Source organism: Microbulbifer sp. VAAF005, assembly GCF_030012985.1.
Lineage (GTDB): Bacteria > Pseudomonadota > Gammaproteobacteria > Pseudomonadales > Cellvibrionaceae > Microbulbifer.
The window spans coordinates 2,186,695-2,211,340 of record NZ_CP120233.1 but is presented as its reverse complement, the minus strand read 5'-3'; the positions used below and the strand labels follow the sequence as shown (position 1 = coordinate 2,211,340).

Annotated in this window: 18 protein-coding genes; 11 read left to right on the top strand and 7 right to left on the bottom strand. The window is 51.1% G+C overall.

Annotation, left to right across the window (positions count from 1 at the left end):
• Nucleotides 1-253: 253 nt before the first annotated feature.
• Nucleotides 254-1,390, top strand: a complete 1,137-nt coding sequence (locus P0078_RS09670) for a tetratricopeptide repeat protein (RefSeq protein WP_282934180.1) — start codon at nt 254-256, stop codon at nt 1,388-1,390.
• Between the two features lie 64 nt (nt 1,391-1,454).
• Here P0078_RS09670 and P0078_RS09665 read toward each other — a convergent pair whose 3' ends face one another.
• The 5 genes from P0078_RS09665 to P0078_RS09645 form a co-directional block, all read right to left on the bottom strand.
• Entirely contained in the window at nt 1,455-4,163 is a 2,709-nt protein-coding gene (locus P0078_RS09665; RefSeq protein WP_282934179.1) for a TonB-dependent receptor plug domain-containing protein, read from the bottom strand.
• Nucleotides 4,164-4,678: 515 nt separating this feature from the next.
• The gene (locus P0078_RS09660) at nt 4,679-7,294 is read right to left on the bottom strand and encodes a TonB-dependent receptor plug domain-containing protein (protein WP_282934178.1); all 2,616 of its coding nucleotides are present in this window, start codon (nt 7,292-7,294) and stop codon (nt 4,679-4,681) included.
• 258 nt (nt 7,295-7,552) lie between these two features.
• Nucleotides 7,553-10,267 (bottom strand): TonB-dependent receptor, encoded by a 2,715-nt coding sequence (locus tag P0078_RS09655; RefSeq protein WP_282934177.1) that lies wholly within the window; start codon nt 10,265-10,267, stop codon nt 7,553-7,555.
• Nucleotides 10,268-10,576: 309 nt separating this feature from the next.
• A complete protein-coding gene (locus tag P0078_RS09650; protein WP_282934176.1) occupies nt 10,577-11,608 on the bottom strand; it encodes a FecR family protein in 1,032 nt (343 codons plus the stop codon).
• Between the two features lie 296 nt (nt 11,609-11,904).
• Entirely contained in the window at nt 11,905-12,432 is a 528-nt protein-coding gene (locus tag P0078_RS09645) for an RNA polymerase sigma factor (protein ID WP_282934175.1), read from the bottom strand.
• A gap of 235 nt (nt 12,433-12,667) precedes the next feature.
• Here P0078_RS09645 and dnaX point away from each other — a divergent pair, with 235 nt between their 5' ends.
• The 10 genes from dnaX (at nt 12,668) to P0078_RS09595 (ending at nt 21,803) form a co-directional block, all read left to right on the top strand.
• On the top strand, nt 12,668-14,644 hold the full coding sequence (gene dnaX / locus P0078_RS09640; protein WP_282934174.1) for a DNA polymerase III subunit gamma/tau: 1,977 nt from the start codon (nt 12,668-12,670) through the stop codon (nt 14,642-14,644).
• A gap of 55 nt (nt 14,645-14,699) precedes the next feature.
• Complete coding sequence (locus P0078_RS09635; protein WP_282934173.1) at nt 14,700-15,044, top strand: YbaB/EbfC family nucleoid-associated protein; 345 nt, start codon at nt 14,700-14,702, stop codon at nt 15,042-15,044.
• 30 nt (nt 15,045-15,074) lie between these two features.
• On the top strand, nt 15,075-15,680 hold the full coding sequence (recR, locus tag P0078_RS09630) for a recombination mediator RecR (protein ID WP_282934172.1): 606 nt from the start codon (nt 15,075-15,077) through the stop codon (nt 15,678-15,680).
• Between the two features lie 9 nt (nt 15,681-15,689).
• Nucleotides 15,690-16,820, top strand: a complete 1,131-nt coding sequence (gene rnd, locus P0078_RS09625) for a ribonuclease D (protein ID WP_282934171.1) — start codon at nt 15,690-15,692, stop codon at nt 16,818-16,820.
• Complete coding sequence (locus P0078_RS09620) at nt 16,817-17,104, top strand: YcgL domain-containing protein (protein ID WP_282934170.1); 288 nt, start codon at nt 16,817-16,819, stop codon at nt 17,102-17,104. The genes rnd and P0078_RS09620 overlap by 4 nt, the downstream gene beginning before the upstream one ends.
• Before the next feature lie 10 nt (nt 17,105-17,114).
• Nucleotides 17,115-17,564, top strand: coding sequence for a YcgN family cysteine cluster protein (locus P0078_RS09615; RefSeq protein ID WP_282934169.1), 450 nt, complete (start codon nt 17,115-17,117; stop codon nt 17,562-17,564).
• 463 nt (nt 17,565-18,027) lie between these two features.
• Entirely contained in the window at nt 18,028-18,408 is a 381-nt protein-coding gene (locus P0078_RS09610; protein WP_282934168.1) for a hypothetical protein, read from the top strand.
• A 414-nt stretch (nt 18,409-18,822) separates the two neighbouring features.
• Nucleotides 18,823-19,503: a YEATS-associated helix-containing protein gene (locus P0078_RS09605; RefSeq protein WP_108731891.1), complete on the top strand. Its 681-nt coding sequence runs from the start codon at nt 18,823-18,825 to the stop codon at nt 19,501-19,503.
• Nucleotides 19,504-19,675: 172 nt separating this feature from the next.
• Entirely contained in the window at nt 19,676-20,521 is an 846-nt protein-coding gene (locus tag P0078_RS09600) for an AAA family ATPase (RefSeq protein ID WP_282934167.1), read from the top strand.
• A gap of 100 nt (nt 20,522-20,621) precedes the next feature.
• Nucleotides 20,622-21,803 carry a vWA domain-containing protein gene (locus tag P0078_RS09595; protein ID WP_282934166.1) on the top strand — a complete coding sequence of 394 codons (1,182 nt, stop codon included), beginning with the start codon at nt 20,622-20,624 and terminating at the stop codon, nt 21,801-21,803.
• 16 nt (nt 21,804-21,819) lie between these two features.
• On the opposite strand, the gene P0078_RS09590 is transcribed toward P0078_RS09595, so the two are convergent.
• Together P0078_RS09590 and P0078_RS09585 are read right to left on the bottom strand one after the other, a co-directional pair.
• A complete protein-coding gene (locus tag P0078_RS09590) occupies nt 21,820-23,067 on the bottom strand; it encodes an amidase family protein (RefSeq protein WP_282934583.1) in 1,248 nt (415 codons plus the stop codon).
• A 12-nt stretch (nt 23,068-23,079) separates the two neighbouring features.
• On the bottom strand, nt 23,080-24,573 hold the full coding sequence (locus tag P0078_RS09585) for a peptide MFS transporter (protein ID WP_282934165.1): 1,494 nt from the start codon (nt 24,571-24,573) through the stop codon (nt 23,080-23,082).
• Nucleotides 24,574-24,646: the final 73 nt, after the last annotated feature.

Below are 24,646 nucleotides of genomic sequence, written 5' to 3'. Positions count from 1 at the left end.
TATTTTCTTCCAGTATTGCTCTTGTTTAAAGAGGTCGCTGCCGAGCCGAGTTTTGGGTGGCTGCTTCCAGCCAGATTAAAGGCCCAAATATTCGGGGTGCATACCTCGTGCGTAACCCGGAAAGTTTACCAGCTGTCTATTTAACAGGCGAACTGTTGTGGGGCGTTTTAAGCAAATGGTACCAGGGCACTTTATTTGGCCCTAAATTGGTGATAAATCCTGTTACAGTTGAAAATTTGGGGAGGGAAACGCTGTGAAGGTGCTATTAGTAGTTGCTTTGATACTGGTCATTGGTGGTTGTTCCCGGTATCCAAATATTCACACTAAACAAGTAGATACCGACTCTGTTTTGAGTGGACAGGCTGTTTTTAACCGATCTGTTCGAACAAATGAGCTGCCAGATGAGCAGCTTTTGGAACTTGATACGGAAATTCGCTCATACCTAAACACTCTTTCTCCTGATGCGATACCTGATAGCCGCCTTCAGGCACTGACGAGCGCGGTGAGTAAGAGGGAGCTTTTCTTTGAGTATGATGCGAACAGTACTCTCTCTGCTAGGGAAGCCTTTTATCAGCAGCGGGGTAATTGCTTAACTTTTACACTGATGATGGTTGCTATGGCGAGGGAGTTAGGGGTTGAGGCCTTCTTTAATGAAGTGGATGTTCCCCCTGTCTGGAGTCAGGAAGAGGCGGAAACGTTTGTTATTTATCGCCATGTGAATATGGTATCTAAACACCCTAGCGGTCAACGAATTATCGATCTCAATCTCGAAGTTTACGATCCTATTTATCAGCAGAGAACTCTGGATGATATTACTGCATTCGCTCTTTATTACAGTAATCGAGGTGTGGAATTCCTTCGTGAGGGAGATAAGGAGCAGGCGTTTCTATATTTGCGTAAAGCATTGCAATTACGTCCTGAGAGAAGTGATTTTTGGTCTAACATGGGGGCTTTCTACAGTCGCTTTGACCACCTGTATGAGGCTGAGCAAAGCTACCTGCAATCCCTAGTTTTACAGGGGGACAACCTGGTTGCCAGCAGCAACTTGGAGTGGTTGTATCGCGGCACTGGGCGTGATGAGTTGGCCAGAGTCTATGCCGATAGAGTGAAATTTCACAGGGAACGCAATCCTTACTACCTGTATTACCAGGCTCGCGAATCCTATGAAAACAAAAATTACCAGGATGCAGAAAAACGTCTAACGCGAGCTATAAAGACCAATGATGATGATCACCGATTCCATTTTTTACTTGGACTAGCGCAATATAACCTCGGTGATTTACTAGCTTCCAGAAATAGTTTTGAGAAAGCATTTTCGCTGGTGAGTAGCTCGGATGTAAAAAGTGTATACCAGCAAAAACTGGATCGCTTATTGAATAGTGATCATTAGCTTTAGTCATTAGTAAAAAGGGTGCCATAAGCACCCTTTTTACATCGGTTCTCGATACTTGGCTTTAGAACTGGTAGCTAACACCAGCCCACGCGTAACGACCTTGGTAGTCGTAGCTGCTGTTCACGTCATACCAGCTGGAGGTGTACGACGGCTCGCGATCAGCGATGTTGTCGATTCCTGCAGTGAGACGCATGTTGTCGTTCACATCCCAGCCTGCCTTTAAGTTTAGGTAGGTGTGGGAAGGAACATCAACATATGGACTCTGGCCATCACTTAAGTACTGTGCGTCAATACCAAAGTCCCAGTTATCGGCATACCAAGTTGCACTGGCAAGGCCACGCCATTTCACGTAGACGCCGCTACTAGTGCCAACATAATCCAGGTAGTCAGAAGTGGCTTCAGTTTCGGTATTGTAAATTTCGTACTCAAGGAGGCGGGTAGCCTGGGCACGCAGAGCGAGTTTTCCGGTGTCAAAGTACAGGTTTTGAACTACGTCGAGGTCAATACCCTTGGTTCTAATCTCACCGATATTGAGCAGAGAACCTTCCAGGTATGTGATCTGACCACTGTCGCCGCGTTCGATCAGGGCGCAAGCATCGGCAATACCATCACGGTAGCAGTCGTCCAGAATTTGCTGAAGATCCGCACTATCGATTGCGTTGGTGATTTCAACGTCGTAGTAGTCCACAGTGATGGAGAGGTCTTCAGCAAAAGAAGGTGTCCAGACGATACCAGCGGTAAAAGTACGTGCTTCTTCAGCCTCTAGGTCCTCGTTACCCCCAACATTGGTAGCAATTTGAGAGCCTGCTTGGGTAAAGCTTGACCCAACTTCACTACAGTAGGCGCCTTGCCCGGCAGTATTTGAACTGCTGGTATCACAGGGGTCCAGTAGGTACTCGTAGCTCTGGGAGGTACCGCTATAGAGTTCGTAAATGCCCGGTGCACGGAAAGAGGTTGAATAGCTAGTACGGAAACGGAAGTTTTCAGTTGGGGCGTAGACAATACCCAGCTTCCCCGTACTCTGGCCACCAAAAGTATCAAAATCGGAGTAGCGCAGGGCGATATCCATAGATAATTCGTCAGCGTACTTTTCGCCGGCGAGAATCGGCAAGTTGAACTCGGTGAACAACTCAGTTACTGAGTAGTCGCCAGCAGTAGCGTCTTGCTGGTTACCAAATGTATCGCCGTTCTGGGTTTCTTCACTGGGGTTAAACTCTCCGGATTCTTTACGGTATTCAATGCCGGCTGCAAATCCGAGAGGACCGCCGGGAAGCTGAACAGCATCAATATCACCGGTTAAACTCGCACCAAAGTTAATCAGATCGTATTCGTTATCTTCGCGATCTGTGTAGCTGATGTAGTCGATAACTTCGTCGCTCATTCCGCCGAGGAAGGAAATATCCTCATCAGCGAGGCCACTGTCTCCGTCGATAACTTCTTGCAGTAGAGTTTTGTTGTAAGAATTGCCGATGGTGTTTTCACCTTCATTACGGCCATAGCTCAAGAAGGTATCCCAGCCCCAGCCATTCTCCAGGTCACCGCGGGCACCACCCAAAAGGCGGAAGGTTTCTGTTTTTTGTTCGTAGTCACGGGTGCCGCCAGAAACGGGGCGCAGACGAATATCAGAGATGCCATCTTCCCAGCTGTCGCCGTGAGTTGCTTCTGGGGCGGAGGGCTCCAAACCGTCAGGGCTGCCCTGAGATTCCCACTCGTCATAAGCGGCTTCATAAGCAGCTAGTTCAATCTGATACTGATCTTCCGCTTCTTGCCAGGCCTCTTCCAGCTGAGCGGCAATTTCATCTGATACATTATCAGAGGTTAGATTTAAGCCGTTCCCACTGTACATGGGTTGGGCTGCCAACTGCTGGTTGGTGGTTTTTACGGTATACGAGCCTTCACCGTAGAGCTCGACGGCATCGGTAATTGAGTAGCTACCGTTAGCGGTCAGGCTGGTACGTTCCATGGAACCTGAGAGCCACATATATTGACCGATATCGTATGAGGAGTAGTCAGTAAGGGTCTCACCATCATCAGCAACACTAAAAGAACCGTAATCAGTGAAAATATTACCGGTAGGTGACATGGAGCTATAGAGCTCTGCCCAGTCGCGATCGTTGTAGGTAATCTCATCACGTTTGCTATGGCTGATGTTAGCGATGAATTTACCGCGATCGCTTTCGCCGCCAAAGGTGATTGAAATTTCACCATTTTCACCGCCACCAGCTTCGGTGGCCCCCGCGCGTGCATTGATGCGAACTCCCTCAAAGGAGTCCTTCATTACGATATTAATAACGCCAGCAACCGCATCAGAGCCGTATACCGCTGAAGCGCCATCGGTAAGAACTTCAATTCGATCAATCATATCCACAGGGATGTTATTCATATCCACTGCAGAGCTAACCCCTGAACTGGAGGATACATAGCGACGGCCATTGACCAAGACCAAAGTGCGAGCGGAGCCCAGATTGCGCAATTCAACAAACGACAAACCGGCGCCGCCGTTGTTGTCGTTGGAGTTGATACCTGTGGTACCCATAGATGGCAGCTGGTTGAGTAGCTCGTCAATAGTGCCAACACCAGAACGTGAAATGGCCTCCGAGTCAACCAGAGTAATTGGACCTGTAGTGGATAAAGGATCACGCGCAATGCGCGAGCCAGTAACAATTACTTCTTCTACTTCTGCGCCGGCGGTGGACTCCTGGGCAAATATGCCAGTACTGGCCAGTGTTCCCAGAGCAGCGATGGCAATGCTCAGTTTGGTCTTGATCATATTGGAACCTTCTTATACTTAAGGTACTTATATTGCTTTTTATGATATTGATTAAAAGCTGTCAGACCTGACTTTAATGCATTATTTTTGGATATGGAACTACTGTGGGGCTTTTGAAGTCTCCTGATAGCCAGTTCAAGGGCATGTTTTTCAGTCGGTTTGTCTAATTTTTGCACTCTTGGCGGGGGTTTATCTGTCTAAAATCTCCTGAACTGGTAAAACTGTCACCCAGGGAGTTCGTGTGTTAGGAAATTTGTCTTTCTTCTGAAATTTGCAAATTTAAGGCTTGTGAAGCCGGTCGAAGCATTGACCTGCTACTTGCTGGCCGAGATGACCTCTTCTTATCTTTTCTTGGAAGAAGTAACTCGGATGAGGGAAAAAGCTAGGGGACTTTATCGGAGAGTACTGTGTTGGTGCTCGCCAATGGGTTTTTAGGGGAGGGTATAGAGTGGACTCGGCTAAACAAAAAAGGGCCGGCAAAGCCGACCCTTTTGATCTTCTTAGAGGTTTAACTCTTAGAAGCTCATGGTGTACTCAGCGTACAGCACGCGACCAGTATTGTCATACAGGCTGTAGTGATCACGAGAGAACTTGCCATCTTTGTCCAATACTGGATCTTCGTTGGTCAAGTTACGAGCTCCGACTTTGATCAGGCCGTAAGAATCGGTATCGATGCTGTAAGACAGATTCATGGTGGTCCAGGAATCCAGGTCTTCACCACTCTTCACCAGTTCGCCGCTATCGGTAACATCGGTGAACTCATCGTGACTAGTGATGTAGTCAATAGTCAGGTCCACAGAGTGACGATCCATGCTCCAGTTAAGACCAAATTGAGCGCGGAGATCTGGGTACAGGTTGAAACCGGATACATCCTGAACCGGGCCACCGTAGTAAGCGTCGGTTTCGTAGGACAGCTGGTGGGTGATCAAGGAGTTCACAGCCAGCATACCGTATGGGAGCTCAAAGCTACCATCAACAGCGATATCTACACCAGTTACATCCAAAACACCGGCGTTGGTAGTTTGAGAGTAAACGGTGGTTTGTGCACCAGAGCCAGTAGTGTAAATACCACCAGACTCAGGCAGGTCTACACCAGCAGCTGCTGCATAGAAGACGCTCTGAGCGCTTGGACGAATGATCACGTCATCAACTTCTACATTCCAGAAGCCAATGTCGAGAGTCCAGTCATCGATAAATTCCCAGTTACCACCGATAGACATGGAAGTAGAAGTTTCAGCTTCCAGATCTTCGTTAGTGGAGTAGTAGGTATCCCATTGGCGGCTGAGGCCAGTTTCTGGATCTGTTGCATCTTCAGCAGAGAATGAGGACGGGCCATACAGCTCATCCAGTGCTGGAGCACGGAAACCTTTACCTACTCGTGCACGGAGGCTGAGGGTGTCAGTTACGCGGTAGTTGGCAGACAGAGTAGGAGCAACATTGGAGCCGAAGTCACTGTAGTCATCGTAACGAAGAGCGGTGCTTACTTCGATAGCGTCAGTTACTGGAACAATCGCTTCTGCGAACAGTGCAATTACGTCACGGTCGCCAGAGGAGGAGTTGCCAGAGCTACCACCAACAAGACCTGCTTCAGAAGCTGCGTCGTATTGGTTGCCGTACTCCATATTGTAGGCTTCAGCACCGGCCAGTACGAGGGTGTCACCTGCGCCGAAGAAGTCACCGATACCAAACTGTACGTGGCCGTAAGCCTTGGACATAGCGGTGAAGTTATCCTGAGAAACGGTCGCTTTCATTGCAGCAGCACCTTCCTCAGAGAACGGATCAATGTCTTCCGCCAGCACATAATCAAGGCCGGTGTAGGAAAGGTAGTAGGTACCAAACTCTTTAGACTCGTAGCGGCCTTTCTGAATGTAAGTCTCGTAGCTTACATTGTCAGACAGGTCACCGCGCAGACCCAAGGTCACGTCATATTGGGTGTCGCTCACAACATTGTCGCGATTGCCAATATTGGTCCAACGGTAGTAACCGTTGATTTCGTAGTCGTCGGTAATAGAGCCATCTGCCAGCAGTGAATCGACGTCAAAAGGAACGTCGGAGTAGTCTGCAGGCATGTCGTACCAAGTTGCAGCGGGAGGCGCATAACGACCAAAAGAATCTACTTTAGAGAACAGAACATTAGAGAAGAACTCTACTTTGTCAGAAATCTCGTAGTTAGCAGTCATGTAGGTGTTAATACGCTTCAGCTCTGCTTTGTTTGCAGAGATGTTGCCGTACGGGTAGGTACACAGGGTGCCGTCTGCCTCACCAAATGCTAGAGCGCCAGTTTCGACGAAAATGGAATCGTCGGCACAGCTGGTAGCAGCCTGAATATCATAGTACTCAGTGGTGGGATCATAGATTTCGATGGTTTTACCGTAGTAAGAGTAGCCATCGGTATCGAGGTAGGCGTCTAAACGGCCATCGCCATCATCCTGAACATATGCTGCAGTGTAATCACGGTCAGCATCGAAGATCGCGTCGCGGCGGTCAAACTCAGCGGCAAAAGTAATGTTGCCGCGGTCGCCACTAACGCCGGTAATAAAGCTAAAGGACTCTTCAATGCCGTCATCTTCAGAGCGATCACCATGACGGGCAGAGAACTCAAGGCCGTTGAAGTCTTCGCGCATGATCATGTTCACAACGCCGGCAACAGCATCAGAACCGTATACGGCAGAGGCGCCATCAGCGAGGATGTCGATACGCTCAACGGCAGCCATCGGGATCATGTTCAAGTTTACGGTAGCTGCACCCAGGTTCGGAGAGCCTGGCAGGCGGCGGCCGTTAATCATTACCAAAGAGCGCTGATCGCCAAGACCGCGGAGGTCAACAGTGGCGTTGGACTGGGCGGAGCTACCAGAGCGCTCATTAAAAGAACCCAGAGAGTTCAGAGGAGTATTGCGCAGGGTGTCAGCAATCATCAGGCTGCCACCGGCGTCAATGTCGGCACGGTCCATGCTCACTACTTGAGCAGCTTCATCGAAATTGGTGCGCTTAATGCGGGAGCCAGTAACAACAACTTCCTCAACGAGGGTAGCGTCATCTTGTGCAAAGGCAGGCATTGCCGGAACCATGATCGCTGCTGCAGTCAGACCCAAGGCCCCTTTAACAGCTGCGGACAGGAGATTCTTTTTCATTGTCAATCCTCTCTTGATCGTTGGATTTATAGTCTTTTGCCATAAGTGGCGATCGTTAAAAGTGACTACCCCCAAGTGGTCACTTTCCTCCCAACAAAGAACAAGACGATTGGCGGGCAGAACCCCTCATAAGAATCGTATTTTTTTTCTAATACTACGTATTGTCAGGTTTGTTACGTAAAGGGGTGGTTTCTATTTGATCAAGTGGTGTGTTTTTTGATCTTTTGATTGTTTCTACTGTGCTTCTAGGCAGTAGAATCAAAGTTTGAAGGAGAGGCTGCCGTAGAAAAAACGGCCGGTGAGGTCGTAAGTTTGATAATCGTAATTGTTGCTCACGGCAGTTGAGGCAAATGGTGGCGAGCGGTCTAGCAGATTATTAATACCAGCTGTCAGTTTAAGTCGCTGATTGGCAGTAAAGGTGAGTTGGAGGTCGTGTGCGGACCAGTCATTGATCGTGCGGCTATCCTCTACACCCTCAAGGTTCGTATAGGACTCTTTAAGGCTGCCTACGTAATGAATGGTGTATCCTGCCCCCCAAGGGCCTTTCTTCCAGTAAATTCCAGCATTTGCCTTCCACTTGGGAAGTGAGCCAGCACCGCCGGTCAATATGTCAGTAAAGGTTCCTGTGAGATCCTCTTTGGCTGATTCGGGAGAGCTTTGGTTGAGGTAATGTAGCGTGCGGCTGATATTCAGGGCGAGTTGGACGTGATTGTTAACGCCGGGGTGAAACTCATAGCGGAAGGCTGTGTCATAGCCGCGAATTTCTCGGCTGCCCTGGTTTATACGTGATGCGTAAATTTGGGTGACATCCCCATTGTCATCACGAATAACGAGGTCCGTATAGAGGTTGAAGTAGGCATTTTGCTCTAGTAGAAACTGCGGGTTGGTAGCGATGACCTGATCTTCTTTGATGTCGTAAAGATCGAATGTTCCACTGAATCCATCAATTACAGCTGGTTGCCAGGTAACTCCCAGAGATAGTGTGCGGGAAGTTTCGGGTTTTAAGTCTGGATTGCCACTGAACTCAGTCAGGTACTGTACTCGTGAGCTGTCGGCTTGACCTCGGCACCCCGGAAGATTGATTGCGTTAGAGCTTGTGCAGGGGTCAAATAAAAATTCTTGGGTTTGATAGCCCTCTTGGTTCATATCCGTCAGGGTGGGGGCTCTGAAGCCGGTTGTATAACTCCCGCGAATGAGTACTGATTCTAGTGGTTTCCATCTTACCGCGAGCTTTGGGTTGCTTGTATCTCCAAAGTCGTCGTAATGAGAGGTTCGGATAGCTCCGTCCAGCCATAAACTATCCGGCGAAAGCGGGATTGAGATCTCGGCAAATGCCTCCTTGATTATGCGGCTGCCTTTCGTTGAGCCGGGGGCGTGGCCGCCAATAAACGAAAGCCCGGAGCTGTCATTGGAGTATAGGTTTACACTCTCTCGCCTGAACTCAATTCCGGCTGCTGCGAGAATGTCTCCTGACGCTATCCTTTTAATGATGCCGTCAGTAATAAAGGTGAGTGAGGTCATGCGGGAGTTGCTGGTCGTAACGCTCTTTCCCCGAATGAAGTCCAGCTGCTCTTGATTGATACTGCCACTGGGGCCTAGAAGATTGATCGGAGTGCAGGAGGTGGTTTCATTACAGATATCAGGCCCTTTAAGTCCAATTGATAGGGCGAATGGATCTATAACATTACTCAAGCTCTCTTTTTTATGGGTTTGGTGGGTTGAGGCATTCAGTTCCCATTGCCAGTCATCCCAATAGCCTTTTAGTCCTGTGTTTATCCTCCAGGTGTTTGCCCGGTTTTCTTGAGTTCGGGCGCCTAGCTCGACAATGCGTCGGCGTACATCGTAAATATCCTGATCGAAGGTGTTATAAATATTATCTGCAGATATCGTCAGGTCGCCATTATCAAATCGGGTAAAGACAGGCGTGGGGGATGATGTTGCTTCTCCTGTTGAGCGCACTCCCATGAACTCGGAGAAAGCAAGGGTGCTTTCTCCGATATCCAGATTGCCAACTATATAGAAAGAGTCGCTCTGCGTTGCTGGGATGGCTGATGAGTAGTCGCTATAGTCGAACTTATCCTCTGGTGACCAGTCTTGATAAGTACCGGTTGAGAGGTTGGTTAATACTTCATCCTTGCCTATAGCAATAAACCCCTCGGGGATTGCAGATGATCGCTGATCAGAGCCACCTTCTTCACGACTGTCGGCCGACTCAGAAATCCCTCTATTGCGACTCATAACCTCTGCCTGACGGGTCTGTGAGAGGTTGAGCATTACGTGAGCGCGATCACCTTTCCATCCCCAGGTTAGTTGATGGGATTCGCTGCGGCGATCCCCCTGCTGGGCTTGTCCGTAGTAGCTTTTTACAGAAAGGCCTTCGAAGTCCCTTTGCAGGATAATGTTGACCACCCCGGCAATGGCATCAGAACCATAAACAGCTGAGGCTCCATCTTTTAAAATTTCTACTCTCTCGACAATGGATAGAGGAATTGTATTTAGATCTGTGGCTTCGCCATTAAACCCATCGCTGATAATCCTTCGACCATTAATTAGTACTAGTGTGCTGCTTGCTGGGAGATTGCGCAGAGAGACTGTAGCTGTTCCGTCATTTTCCTGGCTAACAGATGTGCTGGTTGAGTTGCCCGAAATGGCAGGTAGGAATTGAAGTAGGTCCGCAATAGTTTGGGCGCCAGTCATTTCAAGTTGATCGCGAGACAGTCTGTCGACTGGCAGGTATCCGTCGGATTGAAAGTGGCGTAAATGGCTGCCGGTTAAGCTTTGCCCGGTGACGGTTACCTCTTCCGTTTGTGTGTGAGATTGAGGCTGCGTAGATGTTAGCTCTGCTGCTGATGACTCAATAATTGCGACAGAGGAGGGGCCGACTCTTTTAAAGGAGAGGGGGACCTCTTTGAGTAATTCGGCAAGGGCGGGCTCAAACTGACCTTGAGGGCTCTGTAGAACTTGCTTGCTCACCCGATAGTTTGCAGCAAAAGAAGTTCTAACAAGCAGTGATATTTTGCATTGCTTTCCCAGCGATATCAGTGCTTTTGAGAGGCTTCCTGAGGGTATCTGGATCCCAGATTCAGGGCACTGGGCGAGGGCAGCACTGGGAAGAAGGAGTGCTGTCGCAAGGGATATTTTTATCCAGTGCCTAAGATTCAAGGGGGTGCCCATTATTGTAAGTGCCGGCCATCGCTGCCGGCAAGGGTGTTGCTATTTTGGTTTTATGGGCGGATTAACCTAATTGGACAAGAAACAACCGCCCTAAAGGACGGTTATAACCTAGTTATTCGCGGGAGACAAGATAGTCAGGTTGGCGTTACTGTGGTCTTGTTGTAAGTCCAGTGCGGTTGCGATGGCTTTTAGAGTGTTGTCCGGATCAGATACCTCAAAAGTTCCAGAAACAAGTCTGTTTTCCACTTGGGCTGAAGCAGCAACGGGTACGTTGAGGTAGCGGTTTAGCTCTGTGAGAGCATCTTTAAGGGGGGTTTTTTCAAAGACTAGTAAGCCTTTAGTCCAGTCCGTAGCCTCCTCTGGGGAGGTCCGACCGATTGGGCTGAGTCCGCGGTCAGATACACTGACCTTCTGGTTTTTAACCAGTTGCACTGACTCAGGTTTTAGTCCAGGAGCACTGCCAGACTCGGTGACCGAAACCGTGCCTTCAGTTACAGATACCCGTGTGTTTTCAGGGTTGAGCTCCACATTAAACTCGGTTCCTAAAACTCGAATATTGGCGCTACCCGCAGAGACGGTGAAAGGGCGCGATGTTTGCCTGGCTACTTCAAAGAATGCCTCACCGCGAACAAGCTCTGTTCGGCGCTCATCCCGGTTATAGATTACTCTCAACTTACTGTTGGAGTTCAGCTTTACTTCGGAGCCGTCAGGTAGGCTGATAGTTTGTATTTGGCCGCGTTCTGTTGCATACATCTGAGCCTGGGTTTCGCCGCCCATACCTTGGAAGCTTACCCACAAAGTTACAATCGCTCCACAGGTTGCAAGCCCCCCACCAATGAGCCACTGGGGTAAGGTCCAGGCCTTGGATTTGGTGGACTCTGTTCTATCGAGGTTTCTTTTCTTTTGGGATGGAATGCTCTCGGGAAAAAGAGTTCCCAAAGGCATTTTGGATAGGGCTCCCAGGTCACCCCACAGTTCAGTGATTTCTGCAAAGGCCTGCTGGTTCTCCTCGATGGAGTACCACTCTTTAAATTGAGAGCGATCGGCGAGCGTAATCGAGTCAGAGCGCAGGCGAGCCACCCAAGCACAAGCCTGATCCAGGCTGTCTTCGCTTACTGCTTGCTTCGGGTTGGTTCTCATGGCTGCTCAAATACCTTGTATCTTTAGACTTTAATTGGCACAACGATGCTAAAAAAGGGCATCTTACTCAAAATTTCCTTATTTGTGTGGCCTCTACTTTGTGTTGTACAGGTCGGAACAAAACAATTCCGGAAATTTCTCTTAATTAGCAGTGAAAAATGCTGCTATTTGCAGGGATCCTAGTACGGCTCAATTTCTTAATTGGTCCTTGCAAGCTGAGACGGCTGAACAGGTTTCCCCCTCAACTAATTTTTAGATCTAGTGGATCAACAGTCTATGCCTGCACAGGAGGCTGCTCACCTATCCGGGTTCACCTTTTTGCGGCAGGCCTTCAAGGCCTGCAAAATATATTTTTCCACGCTGCTGACTGAGATATTCATTTCCTGGGCAATCTCGCTATAGGAGAGACCACGTGTTCTGTGCAGGAGGAATGCTTGGCGGCACTTGAGGGGCAGCTTATCCATGGTTTCGTAGATGGACTGAAGTTGCTGGCGGGCTGCTAGCAGCCTTTCTGGTGACTGGTGGTCCGCGTGGTCGTCTGTATAGGGCTCGCCCTCCATAGGAACTTGCTGGCTTACATATTCCACATGCAGCTTGCCTCGGCGCAGTTGGTCTACAGCAAGATTATTGGCAATCTGGTAGAGGTAGGCCCGTGGATTCTCAAGTTCCTTTTCATCGCTGAGTTTTTGCAGGCGTAGATAGGCGTGTTGGGCGATATCCTCGGCATCGTCAGGGCTTTTTACAATGCGAGAGACAAAGCGTACCAAGGCCTGTCCGTGCTCGGTAAACAGCCTTTCAAGAAGCGTCTTCCTGGCCTTATTCATTACTAATCGTGATCCCCGTACCCTGCTCGCTGTAGTTATGGACTGATTGTTCTTAGTGCGAGCTGGCGCACAGTTATATCACAAGCATTGGTTTCGCTACGAGAGGTACGATCGAACTTGACTGGTCACACTCTCCGATTCTCTATGCCTGGCGGTGGATGCCGGTATAATGGCGGCCGCGCCACAGGCGCAGACAATAAGACCTTGCAGAGGTGTGTCGAGCACCGGAGATTGAATGAGTTATCAAGTACTGGCACGGAAGTGGCGGCCGAAGCTGTTTCGCGAGATGGTGGGACAGGAGCATGTTCTCCAGGCGTTGATCAACGCTCTGGATAATGGTCGCTTGCACCACGCCTACCTCTTTGCCGGTACCCGTGGTGTGGGTAAAACCACGATCGCACGAATCCTGGCCAAGTGCCTGAATTGTGAAGAGGGGGTCAGTTCTGAACCCTGTGGCCAATGCCACACTTGCAATGAGATTGCAGATGGCCGTTTTGTCGACTTGATCGAAGTGGATGCAGCCTCGCGCACCAAGGTCGAAGATACTCGTGAACTGCTTGAGAACGTGCAGTACGCACCGACCCGGGGTCGCTTCAAGGTTTACCTGATCGACGAAGTCCATATGTTGTCGAACAGCTCGTTTAACGCGCTGTTAAAAACCCTCGAAGAACCGCCTCCCCATGTAAAGTTTCTACTGGCAACGACTGATCCGCAGAAGTTGCCGGTTACCGTGCTGTCCCGCTGTCTTCAGTTCAAGCTGAAGAATATGAGCCCCGAGCGGGTTGTGGGGCACTTGAAGTTTGTGTTGGAGCAGGAACAGGTTCCATTTGAAGAAGGCGCCCTGTGGCATCTCGGTCGTGCGGCAGATGGCAGTATGCGTGATGGGATGAGTCTTACTGACCAGGCCATCGCATTTGGTGGGGGGCAAATTACCGAGGCGGAGGTGCGCGGTATGCTGGGCAGTATCGATACCGGTTTGGTGTGGAAGCTGCTGCAAGCCTTGTCTGAAGAGGACGCACAGGCTTTATTTGCCACAGTTGCTGAGTTGTCTCAGCAGGCCCCTGATTACAGTGCAGCGCTGGCAGAACTTGCCGATAACCTGCACCGTATCGCAGTGGCTCAGGTGCTGCCTCAATCTATCGATAATTCCCTGGGTGATGGTGAGCGACTGAGAAATTTAGCTGGGCGTATCGCCCCGGAAAATGTGCAGCTGTATTACCAGATGGCTCTGCTGGCCCGGCGTGACCTGCCCTTGGCCCCGGATCAGCGCAGTGGCTTTGAAATGGCTCTGCTGCGGATGTTGGCTTTCCGTCCCCAGGGTGTTGCGGATATTCCCCGTTCGCCACTGCCATCGGCTTCCGAACCCGTTTCACCAGCACCGACTCCGGAAGCGCTACAACTACAGGCTCTTGTAGCACCAGAAGTACCGGAGGTCAGCCCGGCAAAAAAGCCTGAAGCGGCACAGCCGCAGGCTGTTACAGCGGTTGATCTAACTCCCTCGCAGGCAGTGGAAGGCCTGCAGCCGTTTAAACATCAGATAGAGCAGCGAGAGGCAGAGCCGGCAGCCCCAACTGAAATGATCAGTGAGTCAACGACGGAGGCTCAGCCGGAGCAAATTACAAGCCCGCCCCCTGTCCAGGGGGTGGCAGAAGAGCGTCCCCAGCGTAAAGATGTCCTGGCCGAGCTTCGCCAGCGAGTTGCGGAAGTGGAGTCGGCGCCGGCACCACAGCAACCAGCACCACAAAACACGGTGAATACCTCGCGGGAGGCCCCGGTAGAAAGCCGCAGTCAGGCAGTGCCAAAAGGGCGTTTGGAAGCATTAACGCCTGGCAGTTGGCCGGTAATGTATGGACAGCTGGGTATTACCGGTATTTTGCACTCCATTGCCCAGCACTTGGAGATGGTGGGCAGGCAGGACAATATACTCTCGTTCACCCTGGATGAATCCTACAGCAGTCTCTATGACGAAGTTCACCAGCGGCGCCTGGGGGACTCTCTGGCTGACTTCTTCCAGCAGCCTGTCGTGGCGCAGATACAAGTAGGGCAGGTACATGGGAGTACCCCCGCCCGATTAGTCGCAGCTACCCGCCAAGCGCGGCTAGAAGCTGCCCAGGATGCGCTGGTCGCTGACCCACTGGTTCAAGAATTACAGGCAGAATTGAGTGCTGAACTGGTGCCGGGCTCCGTAGAATCACTAGTAGTAGAAGATTAATGACAATTAGGGCCCGGTTTATTCCGGGGCCACATGCACAAGATAGAGGTTACCTATGAAAGGTTTGGGCGATTTGATGCAGCAGGCCCAGAAAATGCAGGCCGATATGCAGGAAAAAATGCAGAAGATGCAGAAGGACCTGACCGAGCTTCGCATCTGTGGTGAAGCTGGTGCGGGGATGGTCAAGGTGACGATGAATGGTCGCCACGATGTGACATCGGTAGAAATTGATCCCTCTCTAATGACTGAAGAGAAGGAAATGCTGGAAGACCTGCTGGCCGCTGCGGTCAACGACGCTGTGCGCCGTGTAGAGGAAAAAACACAGGAACTGCAAAAGCAGGGGATGGGAGACCTGACTTCAGGTATCAATTTGCCTGAAGGCTTTAAGTTCCCCTTTTAAGAAGTGGCCATCCACTGGTTTTGAGTTTGTATGTTTAGTCCCCTGATTGAAGAGCTGATCCGCGCTCTCCGCTGTCTGCCCAGTGTGGGCCCTAAGTCCGCGCAGCGCATGGCGATGTACCTGTTGGAAAAAGACCGAGAAGCTGCCTCCCTGCTGGCCCAGAGTTTGGCGCGAGCGGTGGAACAAGTGGGGCGCTGTGGGCAGTGTCGCACTCTCACAGAGGAGCCCGTTTGCTCATTGTGTAGCAATAGCCGGCGCGAGCAGGACTCACTGTGCGTGGTTGAGACGCCCGCTGATGTTCTGGCTATTGAGCAGGCCGGTAATTACCACGGTCGCTACTTTGTCCTGCATGGGCATCTCTCGCCCATCGATGGCATTGGCCCGGGGGACCTGGGGATCGACTTGCTGGAGCAGAGGCTCGCTACTGAGCAGTTGCGCGAACTTATTGTCGCCACTAACCCTACGGTAGAAGGTGAAGCTACCGCGCAGTACATTGCGGAGAGAGCTCGTGCCCAGGGGGTGACGGTGAGCCGGATTGCCCACGGTGTACCCATCGGCGGAGAGTTAGAGTATATCGATGGCGGCACTCTCGCCCACGCCTTTAATAGTCGAACCGCATTTTTCTCCGGCAGTTGAGTGATATCGATGACAGAAATAGATACCACTCCACGCTGGGTCGACAGTTACGAGCAGCTGGTAGAGTTGTGTGCAGATTGGCGCAAGCAGAGTGCGGTAGCCCTGGATACCGAGTTTATGCGCAGCCGTACTTTTTATCCCCAACCGGCGCTGGTCCAGGTAGGTGATGGAAAACACTGCTACCTGATCGACAATTTGGCGATTGAGGAGTTACAGCCGCTTCGCGACCTCTTGCTCGATACCGCTGTCACTAAAATCATGCACAGCTGTAGTGAGGACCTGGAAACCCTGGAGCGCTTGCTGGGGGTGATTCCCGAGCCCATTTTTGATACCCAAATTGCCGCTGCAATCTGTGGTATGGGAGCGGGCTTGGGTTATGCGGCGACAGTTAACCAGCTACTGCATATTGAATTGCCCAAGAGTGAAACCCGCTCGGACTGGCTGCAGAGACCTCTCAGCGATGCACAAAAAACCTATGCCGCCCTCGATGTCGCTTGGTTGCCGGTACTCTTCGGCGTACTGGTAAAGGACCTCAATGGGAAGGGGCGCCTGGAGTGGTTGCAGGAAGACTGTGCATCATTGGTGGTCACGGCTCGAAACCCGAACCCGCCTGAGATTTACTACCAAAAAGTGAAAGGTGCCTGGCGCCTGCGCAGTAAACAACTGGCAGTGTTACAGGATGTGTGTGCCTGGCGCGAAAAGCAGGCCAGGGCGCTGAATATGCCGCGCAATCACCTGTTAAAAGAGAATATCTGTCTCGGACTGGCCCAACAGTTGCCTCGGCATAGAGGTGCCTTGAGCCAACTGGGTATGGAAGGGAGAGCTCTGCGTGAGCATGGCGAGGCCCTGTTAAAAATCGTTGCCCAAGCCTGCGAGAGAAGCGATCCACCTGCGCGAATGCAGCAGCCCCTCAACCGGCAGCAGGGAGAGATCCTCAAGCAACTGCGACTTGAGATGGTGTCTATTGCCGAGCGGGCCGGGTTGCCTGCCGAAATATTAATTCGCAAAAAAGAGCTGGAAGCCTTGGTCCAGGCCCGTCGACCCGAGTTAGAGGGTCGGCTCAGAGGGTGGCGGGCCGATGTGATTGGCCACCCTTTGCTCGAAGCTCTGAAACAATTGCGTAAAGAGGAATTGAAGTGAAAGTTTTATGCGATATTTATCGCAGTCCAAATAAATACGAGATGTATCTGTACGTGGATAAGCGCGAGGGCACTGCCAGGGTTCCCAAAAATCTACTGGAGCTTTTCGGCAAGCCGCAGCATGTCACTACGATGTTGGTGACGCCGGACAAAAAGCTGGCCCGTGCAGAGGCGGACAAGCTGCTCAAAGAGGTGCGCACTCGCGGCTATTACTTGCAGATGCCGCCAATAGCCGATTCCGAAATGAGTGAAATCGCGCTGAAGAACAGCAAGTTGCAACGCTGAGTCGAGCTAAATGGCACAGGAGCCTTTTTGGCGGCGGAAAACGCTGGATCAAATGAGTCGGTCCGAATGGGAGCAGCTTTGTGACGGTTGTGGTCGCTGCTGTCTGCACAGCTTGGAGGATGAGGATACGGGTGAGGTCTACCTCACTAATGTGGCCTGCCGCCTGTTGGATACCCATTCCTGCCAATGCAGCAAGTACAGCCAGCGCAAAGCCCATGTTCCCGGATGCATTCAGTTGCGTATAGAGGATATTGCCGAATTCGATTGGTTGCCGCTCACCTGCGCATACCGCAGTCTTGCGGAAGGGCGCCCTCTTGCGGACTGGCACCCATTGGTGTCGGGGGACCCGGAATCCGTGCATCGGGCGGGGATATCGGTGCGTGGGCGCGTTGTCAGTGAAGAGTCGGTTCATCCAGACGATATGGAGGATCATATTGTCTCTTGGGTTGAACAAGGTTGATCGCAAACGGGAACTGCGACCTGTGAACGCCTTTGAATATTGCGCATAATTAAGGAGCCTCTGAATAACTCCGTAATGCCTCTGCGGGTCTTGAAGGCTGCAGATGTTAGGCGCAGCTCGCCGCGAATGGCCGTAGCCCTTTGCAAGAGCTGCAACGCAGCAGATGCGGCCTTCAAGGCCCGCCCTTCGGGGCATTCGGAGCGATTCACACTCCGCGTTGCGACTTCTTGAAAGGTCTAGACATTCCTGCGAAGCCGCGCCTTGATTGTGAACCGCTCTGCATGCCAGAGGCATCACAGAGTTACTCAGAGGCTCCTCAAATCATTCTTCGGATCGATTTATGGCTGGCAGTGCTTGTCTGCGAAGCGGCGTAAATATGCCGGTTCCGAGCGAGTGACGATGTAAAGGACCCTGGCATATTTGCCCGATATTAAATCGGTGTGCCAGAAAGTAGAGTGAGAGAATGACAGAAGATTTCCAATTTGCCTGGATGGTATACGCCGCTTCAACACTGGTTATGCTGTTGGCGGGCTGGTGGTTTATGCGCAATTGGCGCTGGAGTTGGGTGCGCCAGACTCTACTCTTAGTGGCTGCGGCAGTGTTGTTGGCGCCGGCAAAGACCTCTGTAGCGGAGTCAGTTGCTGTGCCGGTGTTGCCGCTATTTGTTTATCAAACGCTGTTTGAAGAAAATGGAGCGGCGCCAGAGGTCACTACCAATTTGATATTCGCTTCGGGTGGAGCCCTGGCGATCATGGTTGTTTGGGGGATTGTCAGCTTGCTGATGAGATTTCGTCGGGACAGGCGTCGTCGCTTTGATGAAGATCCCTACTTTAACGAACAATAACCCAAGACATGGCTGTCATGCCTGAGGGCAGGGTAGCCATTCACCCAGTATTTTTTGTTGCACTTTAATTCACCTGCGCAGCCATCGTCCCTCCTCGACGCCTATATCCAGGCCTTCACTCGGTTGCTCGTATCAAAGGCGCTAAAACCCTTTAGACCGACAACCCCAGTCAATGACAGCTGCTATATCTATTAAGCTGGTTCCCGCTGTGGCGCAATGCAAAACAATGTAAAAGCCGTGTCACTTTTCTGCCAGGTATCCAGTAATAACAAGAGCGGCTGTATCCTGCATGTGGGAAATACCTCGCACCTAACAGGGGAAGAGGGCAAGGGCAGTCGTGAATAGAGTGAAATATTCAGTTCAATACCCACTTGCCCGGATTGGCAGTGAGAGCCGAATGGCTGAGGAATACTGATGCTCGATCACCTGCTTATATTGACTGCAGTAATGCTGGTTTCGGGCATTTTGGGTGGGTTGGTCAATTACTATCAAATGCTGTTTACCGAAGAAGATCCAGCGGGGCTCGCACGTTGCCTGATTATGGGGCTGTGTGGCGCCTTGATGGTGCCGATATTCCTTAAATTCACCCAGAGTGACTTGTTGATAGAAATCCAGGGTGACCCCTCGCGTTTATTGATTTTTACCGGTTACTGCCTGCTCGCTGCAATTGCGTCCCGTATGTTCGTGTTTAACGCCGCACGGCGCCAGTTGCGCGACGCCAGTATTGCCCGCGCCCGAGTAGAGAATATGGAGCAGGAACTGCGCACCATGCAGTTGGAAATGATGCCCCTATTGGAGCATGAAATTGAGGGCGATCCCGAGCAGGGGCCGACCATCGATTTCAATCAGATCCGTAAATTGGATGACAATGCTCTACAGGTACTGCATTTGTTAAATACCGGGGAGTGTGTATTTCGGTCTCTTTCCGGCATGGTGCAGGACAGCGGTATGGAGACCAATTCTATAGCTCGCGCCTTGAACAGCTTGCTGGTGCTGGAGATGGTCGGGAAAATTCACAGTCACCTGGGTATCCGCTGGTATATCACCGGCAAAGGTCGCCAGGTTGTACACCGCCGCAGTACCCAGATGGCCTAGGCTGCTTCGGAAAGCCCACGCGGGCTTTCAAGACTCGCCCTGCGGGACTGGCAAATTTCCCCAGCGCAAGCTGGTCATCCAAATTGAGCGTTACCGCCTCGCCCCCAACCTGTTGTTCAATTATCATTCGCTAAAAGAGATAGTTAGCCTCGACGACAGGATTGGAGCAGTTATGAAGTTTACCGGTACCGAAAGCTATGTAGCGACCGAAGACTTGCAGATGGCGGTGAATGCGGCCGTTACCCTGCAGCGCCCACTATTGATCAAGGGTGAGCCCGGCACCGGCAAAACACTGCTCGCCGAGCAGGTAGCAGAGAGCCTTGGACTAAAGCTGATCCAGTGGCATATTAAATCCACCACCAAAGCCCAGCAGGGCCTGTACGAGTACGACGCGGTATCCCGCCTGCGGGACTCCCAACTGGGGGTGGATAAGGTTCACGATATTGGCAACTACATTAAGCGCGGTAAGCTTTGGGAGGCCTTTGCGGCGGATGAGCGTGTGGTGCTGCTGATTGATGAAATCGATAAAGCGGATATCGAATTCCCCAACGACCTGCTGGTTGAACTGGATCGCATGGAGTTCTTTGTCTATGAGACTGGCGAAACCATCAAGGCCAAGCAGCGCCCCATCGTAATTATCACTTCCAATAATGAGAAAGAGTTGCCGGACGCCTTTTTACGCCGTTGCTTTTTCCATTACATCAGCTTCCCCGATCGTGACACCATGCGCAAAATTGTCGATGTGCACTACCCAGGGATCAAAGGGCAGCTGGTGGCCGAGGCAATGGATATTTTCTTCCAGCTGCGCGAGGTTCCAGGTCTGAAGAAAAAGCCTTCGACCTCCGAACTGATCGATTGGCTCAAGCTGTTGATGGCTGATGATATTCCCGAGGAGATCTTGAAAAACAGCGATAGCAGCAATGCCATTCCGCCGCTCTATGGTGCCCTGCTGAAAAACGAGCAGGATGTCCATATGCTGGAGCGCCTGGCGTTTATGGCCCGTCGCGATAATCGCTAAACTGTGTTGGTTAATGTCACCGAGGGCTTAGGTTGTCCTCGGTGATTTCGGCCCGGTTTAACCGGGTGTTATTTTTTCCCTGTGCTGACTGCGAATTATTATGCTGATTGGCTTTTTCCAGAATTTACGCCGCTATAAATTACCGGTAACCATCACCGAACTGCTGGCCCTGCTTGAGGCATTACAGCAGCGCCTGGTGTTTGCCGACCTTGAGGAATTTTACTTCCTTGCCCGCGTTTGCCTCGTCAAGGACGAGAAGCACTTCGATAAATTTGATCGCGCTTTCGACGCCTATTTTAAGGACCTTGAGACCCTCGACGACATTGTCGAGCAATTGATTCCCGAGGACTGGCTGCGTGCAGAATTTATGAAGCAGCTGAGCGAAGAGGAAAAGGCCCAGGTGCAAAGCCTCGGTGGCTTGGAAAAACTACTGGAGGAATTTAAAAAGCGTTTAGAGGAGCAGAAGAAGCGTCACAGCGGTGGTAATCGCTGGATTGGGACTGGCGGCACCAGCCCGTTTGGCAATAGCGGTTATCATCCCGGTGGTATCCGTGTGGGCGGTAAGGGGCGCAATCGCTCGGCGTCAAAGGTATGGGAGAAGCGCCAGTTTAAAAATCTGGATGACAGCATCAGTCTGGGCACCCGTAATATCCAGGTGGCTCTGCGCAAGCTGCGCAAATTTGCCCGCACCGGTGCCGCAGAGGAACTGGATCTGGATAACACCATTTCCTCTACTGCACGCAACGCCGGGTTACTGGATATTCAAATGGTGCCGGAGCGACATAATGCGATTAAGGTGCTGATCTTCTTCGATGTAGGGGGCTCTATGGACCCCTATGTGCGCGTCTGTGAAGAACTGTTCTCCGCCTGTCGTTCCGAGTTCAAGCATCTCGAATATTTTTATTTCCACAATTTTGTTTACGAACATGTGTGGAAAGACAACCAGCGGCGCTATAGCGAAAATACCTCGCTGCTGGAAATACTGCGCACCTATGGCAAGGACTACAAAGTAATTTTTGTCGGCGATGCGTCTATGGCGCCCTACGAAATTACCAGTCGTTTCGGCAGTGTCGAACATATGAATGAAGAGCCCGGTGCGGCCTGGATGGAGCGTGTTACCGATACCTACAGTAACCTGATCTGGTTGAATCCTGTAGGAGAGGAGTACTGGCAATATACTCCCAGTATCGGTATGACCCAGAGACTGGTGGACGGGCATATGTATCCGATGACCCTGGAGGGATTGGATCGAGCCATCGCTTATTTGGTTAAAGGGCGTTAACAGGCTGATCGCTTTTTCAGGTAGCACCGTAGGTGCTGCCTGCTATTCCTTCGAGGGATTTTGTTAGTTGTTCAACTAGAGAGAGAAGCGAAAAATCGCTTCGTGGAGTCATTATCAATGAGAAGCCACTGGGTTTCTCTATCTCTTTTCCCCCAGTATTAATCCCATTTTCTACGATAGAAAACAACGGCAGATGACACTGGGGGGCGCCCCAAAGCCCTGCAATAGCGGTTAAACCCAATAGTCGCTGGCGATTTGTTTGTAATTTTCTGGATTCACTATCGGTCCCTTTCTTAATTGCGGTTGTGGGGGTGGTTGGTACTAGTAAAACGCTACTGTTGTCCGGTAGTAATGTTTCCATCAACTTGTACCACTGTTGTCGTTTTTCGTTGGCCCAGGATATCTCATCGTCGGTAATTGATAGGGCCATAGTAATTCTTGTGGCTATGTCCTCTGAAAAAACCGGCCGGTATTTTCGCAACCAGTCCCCGTGTGTATTGGCGATGGCGCGGCCCTGCAAAATTCTGAATACATCCGCCAGTTCGCCCAGTAATTCAATGTCAGACAGGTGTTTAATCTCGCAGATAGGAAATTGATTATTTAATGTGGGAATAAATTCCTGGATTGCTAATTGAATGGGCGTATCTGCCAGTTGACTGATCTCGGGGCAAGTAACCAGGCGGGTTACTTTATTTGCGGATAAGTGCCGTGACGGGATTAGAATTTTGCCGACGTCTACAAGTAATGAAGGAGTTTGACTAAACCAACCGACAGTATCAAAGCAGGGTGCTAAACCGATAACACCGTCGGTAGGAATAAGTGAGTGACTGGTTCGAATGCCGAATAAACCACAATAGCTTGCAGGTACCCTCACCGATCCGCCGGTGTCGGTGCCTAAGCCAATATCGGCTGTTCCTGAGGCCACGGCGGCGGCCGATCCCATAGAGGAACCCCCACAAAAATAGCCGGGCAGTTTAGGGTTGTCGGCAGAACCGTAGTGTAAATTACTCCCCTGCATGCTGTAGGCGAGTTCATCAAGGTGAGTAAACCCAGTAAAGGTTGAGCCGGCCTCCAGTAATTGCTGCAAGCTAAGTGCGGTTTTACTGGCAGGAGGGTGAGTATTAAACCACTCGGGGCTGCCTGCCGTATTTTTCTCCCCTTTCAATTGAAAGAGATCTTTGACCGCTAAACGCACGCCTGTTAGCGGCCCGGAATCTGATAACGTTAAAGAGCGAGGTCCGTGCTCGCAAAATACGCCTTTTATGGGTTGGCTCCCTTATTTGTCATTGCCGCTAAAATGCTTCGGCGGTACACCGTCGTGATCGGCGGTGATGCTCAGTTCCTCCTTGGTGGTTTCGCCCACCTTTACGTGAACCTCTTCTGCACCGTGCATCCAGTCCACCAGTTTCTCGCGAATAAAATACAGGATAATTCCGGCAATAATTGCGGCCAGGGCTACTCCGCCAAAGGTTGCGAGTGGACCGGATACACCAACGAGTTTACCGATCTCTGCGGCTCCTTTGTTGGCAATACCAATAAAGGCAAACCAAAGCCCCATCATCAGGGATAAATAGCGCAGCGGAGATAATTTAGTTACGACAGAGAGCCCAATTGGCGATAGGCAAAGTTCGCCAATGGTGTGGAAAATATAGGCAAATACCAACCACCAAATACTCGCCTTAATGGTCTCTGAATCGCCAATTTGCAGGGCGGCACCGCACATGGATAAGAAACCCACGCCGAGAAAAACCAGTCCCAAACTGAATTTGGCCGGTGAGCTGGGTTCCCGGTCTCCCATGCCTACCCAGATACTAGCTATAATCGGCGCGAGGATAATAATAAACAGAGGGTTTACCATCTGCAGCCAACTGGCGGGAATTTCCCACCCTAGTACATTCAGGTCGGTTCGATATTTGGCGAATAAGTTCATTGAGCCGGCAGCCTGCTCAAAGCCGGCCCAAAAAATCACGATAAACACACCCAGCACCAAAATAACTTTGATGCGGTCGCGCTCCTCTTGAGTCAGTGGGCGGCGCTTATCGACGTCCTCATCTTTCTTGTCTTTCAGTTCCAGGTGCGCAGAAGGTTCTACTCCGATTTCTCCCAGGTAGCGCTTGGCTTGGGTCATCTGCAGGATTAGGCCGGCTAACATGCCAAGGCCAGCGACGACAAAGGCCAGCTGGTAATCCACCTTTTCTCCAATCCAGCCCACCACCAGGTAACCGAGGATAGAGCCCAGGTTGATACCCATATAAAAAATGGTAAAGGCAGTGTCCCGGCGGTGATCACCCTCTTCATAGAGGTCCCCGACCATAGTAGAGATATTTGGCTTGAAGAAACCGTTGCCGATAATCAGCAAGGCCAACCCGATCCACAACATATAAATTTGGCTGCCATTTGGCAGCCAACCGTGGGGAAATCCCAGGGCGAACTGTCCCAGCATCATCAAGGTGCCGCCGAACATAATACAGCGGCGCTGGCCCCAGCGATTATCCGCCATCCAGCCGCCGATAATGGGGGTCAGGTAGACCAGCATTGCGTACCAGCCCAGGTAGCTGAGGGCTTTGGATTGCAATTCAGTATCGGTCAATTGTTCCCAGCCGAAGACTGCCGCAGTCGCTGTAGAGGTCAGGTAGAAGACAAAAATACCGCGCATGCCGTAGTAGCTGAGACGTTCCCACATCTCGGTGCCAAACAACAGGAAGAGTCCTTTGGGGTGGCCAAACAGTTGGCCTGCGCTGGTAGGGGGCTTGGGCTTGATCTCTTGCATAGTACTGCTCGCAAGGTATGACCCTGAGGAATTGCACTAGCAGTAAAGGCCGTGCCCCTCAGAAGAAGTGCTA

What these genes read in the sequence shown, in the direction of transcription:
- P0078_RS09595 (WP_282934166.1), top strand. Translation starts at nt 20,622, where the DNA reads ATGCTGATTGGCTTTTTCCAGAATTTACGCCGCTATAAATTACCGGTA.
- P0078_RS09610 (WP_282934168.1), top strand. Translation starts at nt 18,028, where the DNA reads ATGACAGAAGATTTCCAATTTGCCTGGATGGTATACGCCGCTTCAACA.
- dnaX (WP_282934174.1), top strand. Translation starts at nt 12,668, where the DNA reads ATGAGTTATCAAGTACTGGCACGGAAGTGGCGGCCGAAGCTGTTTCGC.
- recR (WP_282934172.1), top strand. Translation starts at nt 15,075, where the DNA reads ATGTTTAGTCCCCTGATTGAAGAGCTGATCCGCGCTCTCCGCTGTCTG.
- P0078_RS09665 (WP_282934179.1), bottom strand. Translation starts at nt 4,163, where the DNA reads ATGATCAAGACCAAACTGAGCATTGCCATCGCTGCTCTGGGAACACTG.
- rnd (WP_282934171.1), top strand. Translation starts at nt 15,690, where the DNA reads ATGACAGAAATAGATACCACTCCACGCTGGGTCGACAGTTACGAGCAG.
- P0078_RS09645 (WP_282934175.1), bottom strand. Translation starts at nt 12,432, where the DNA reads ATGAATAAGGCCAGGAAGACGCTTCTTGAAAGGCTGTTTACCGAGCAC.
- P0078_RS09600 (WP_282934167.1), top strand. Translation starts at nt 19,676, where the DNA reads ATGAAGTTTACCGGTACCGAAAGCTATGTAGCGACCGAAGACTTGCAG.
- P0078_RS09660 (WP_282934178.1), bottom strand. Translation starts at nt 7,294, where the DNA reads ATGAAAAAGAATCTCCTGTCCGCAGCTGTTAAAGGGGCCTTGGGTCTG.
- P0078_RS09650 (WP_282934176.1), bottom strand. Translation starts at nt 11,608, where the DNA reads ATGAGAACCAACCCGAAGCAAGCAGTAAGCGAAGACAGCCTGGATCAG.
- P0078_RS09585 (WP_282934165.1), bottom strand. Translation starts at nt 24,573, where the DNA reads ATGCAAGAGATCAAGCCCAAGCCCCCTACCAGCGCAGGCCAACTGTTT.
- P0078_RS09615 (WP_282934169.1), top strand. Translation starts at nt 17,115, where the DNA reads ATGGCACAGGAGCCTTTTTGGCGGCGGAAAACGCTGGATCAAATGAGT.
- P0078_RS09635 (WP_282934173.1), top strand. Translation starts at nt 14,700, where the DNA reads ATGAAAGGTTTGGGCGATTTGATGCAGCAGGCCCAGAAAATGCAGGCC.
- P0078_RS09605 (WP_108731891.1), top strand. Translation starts at nt 18,823, where the DNA reads ATGCTCGATCACCTGCTTATATTGACTGCAGTAATGCTGGTTTCGGGC.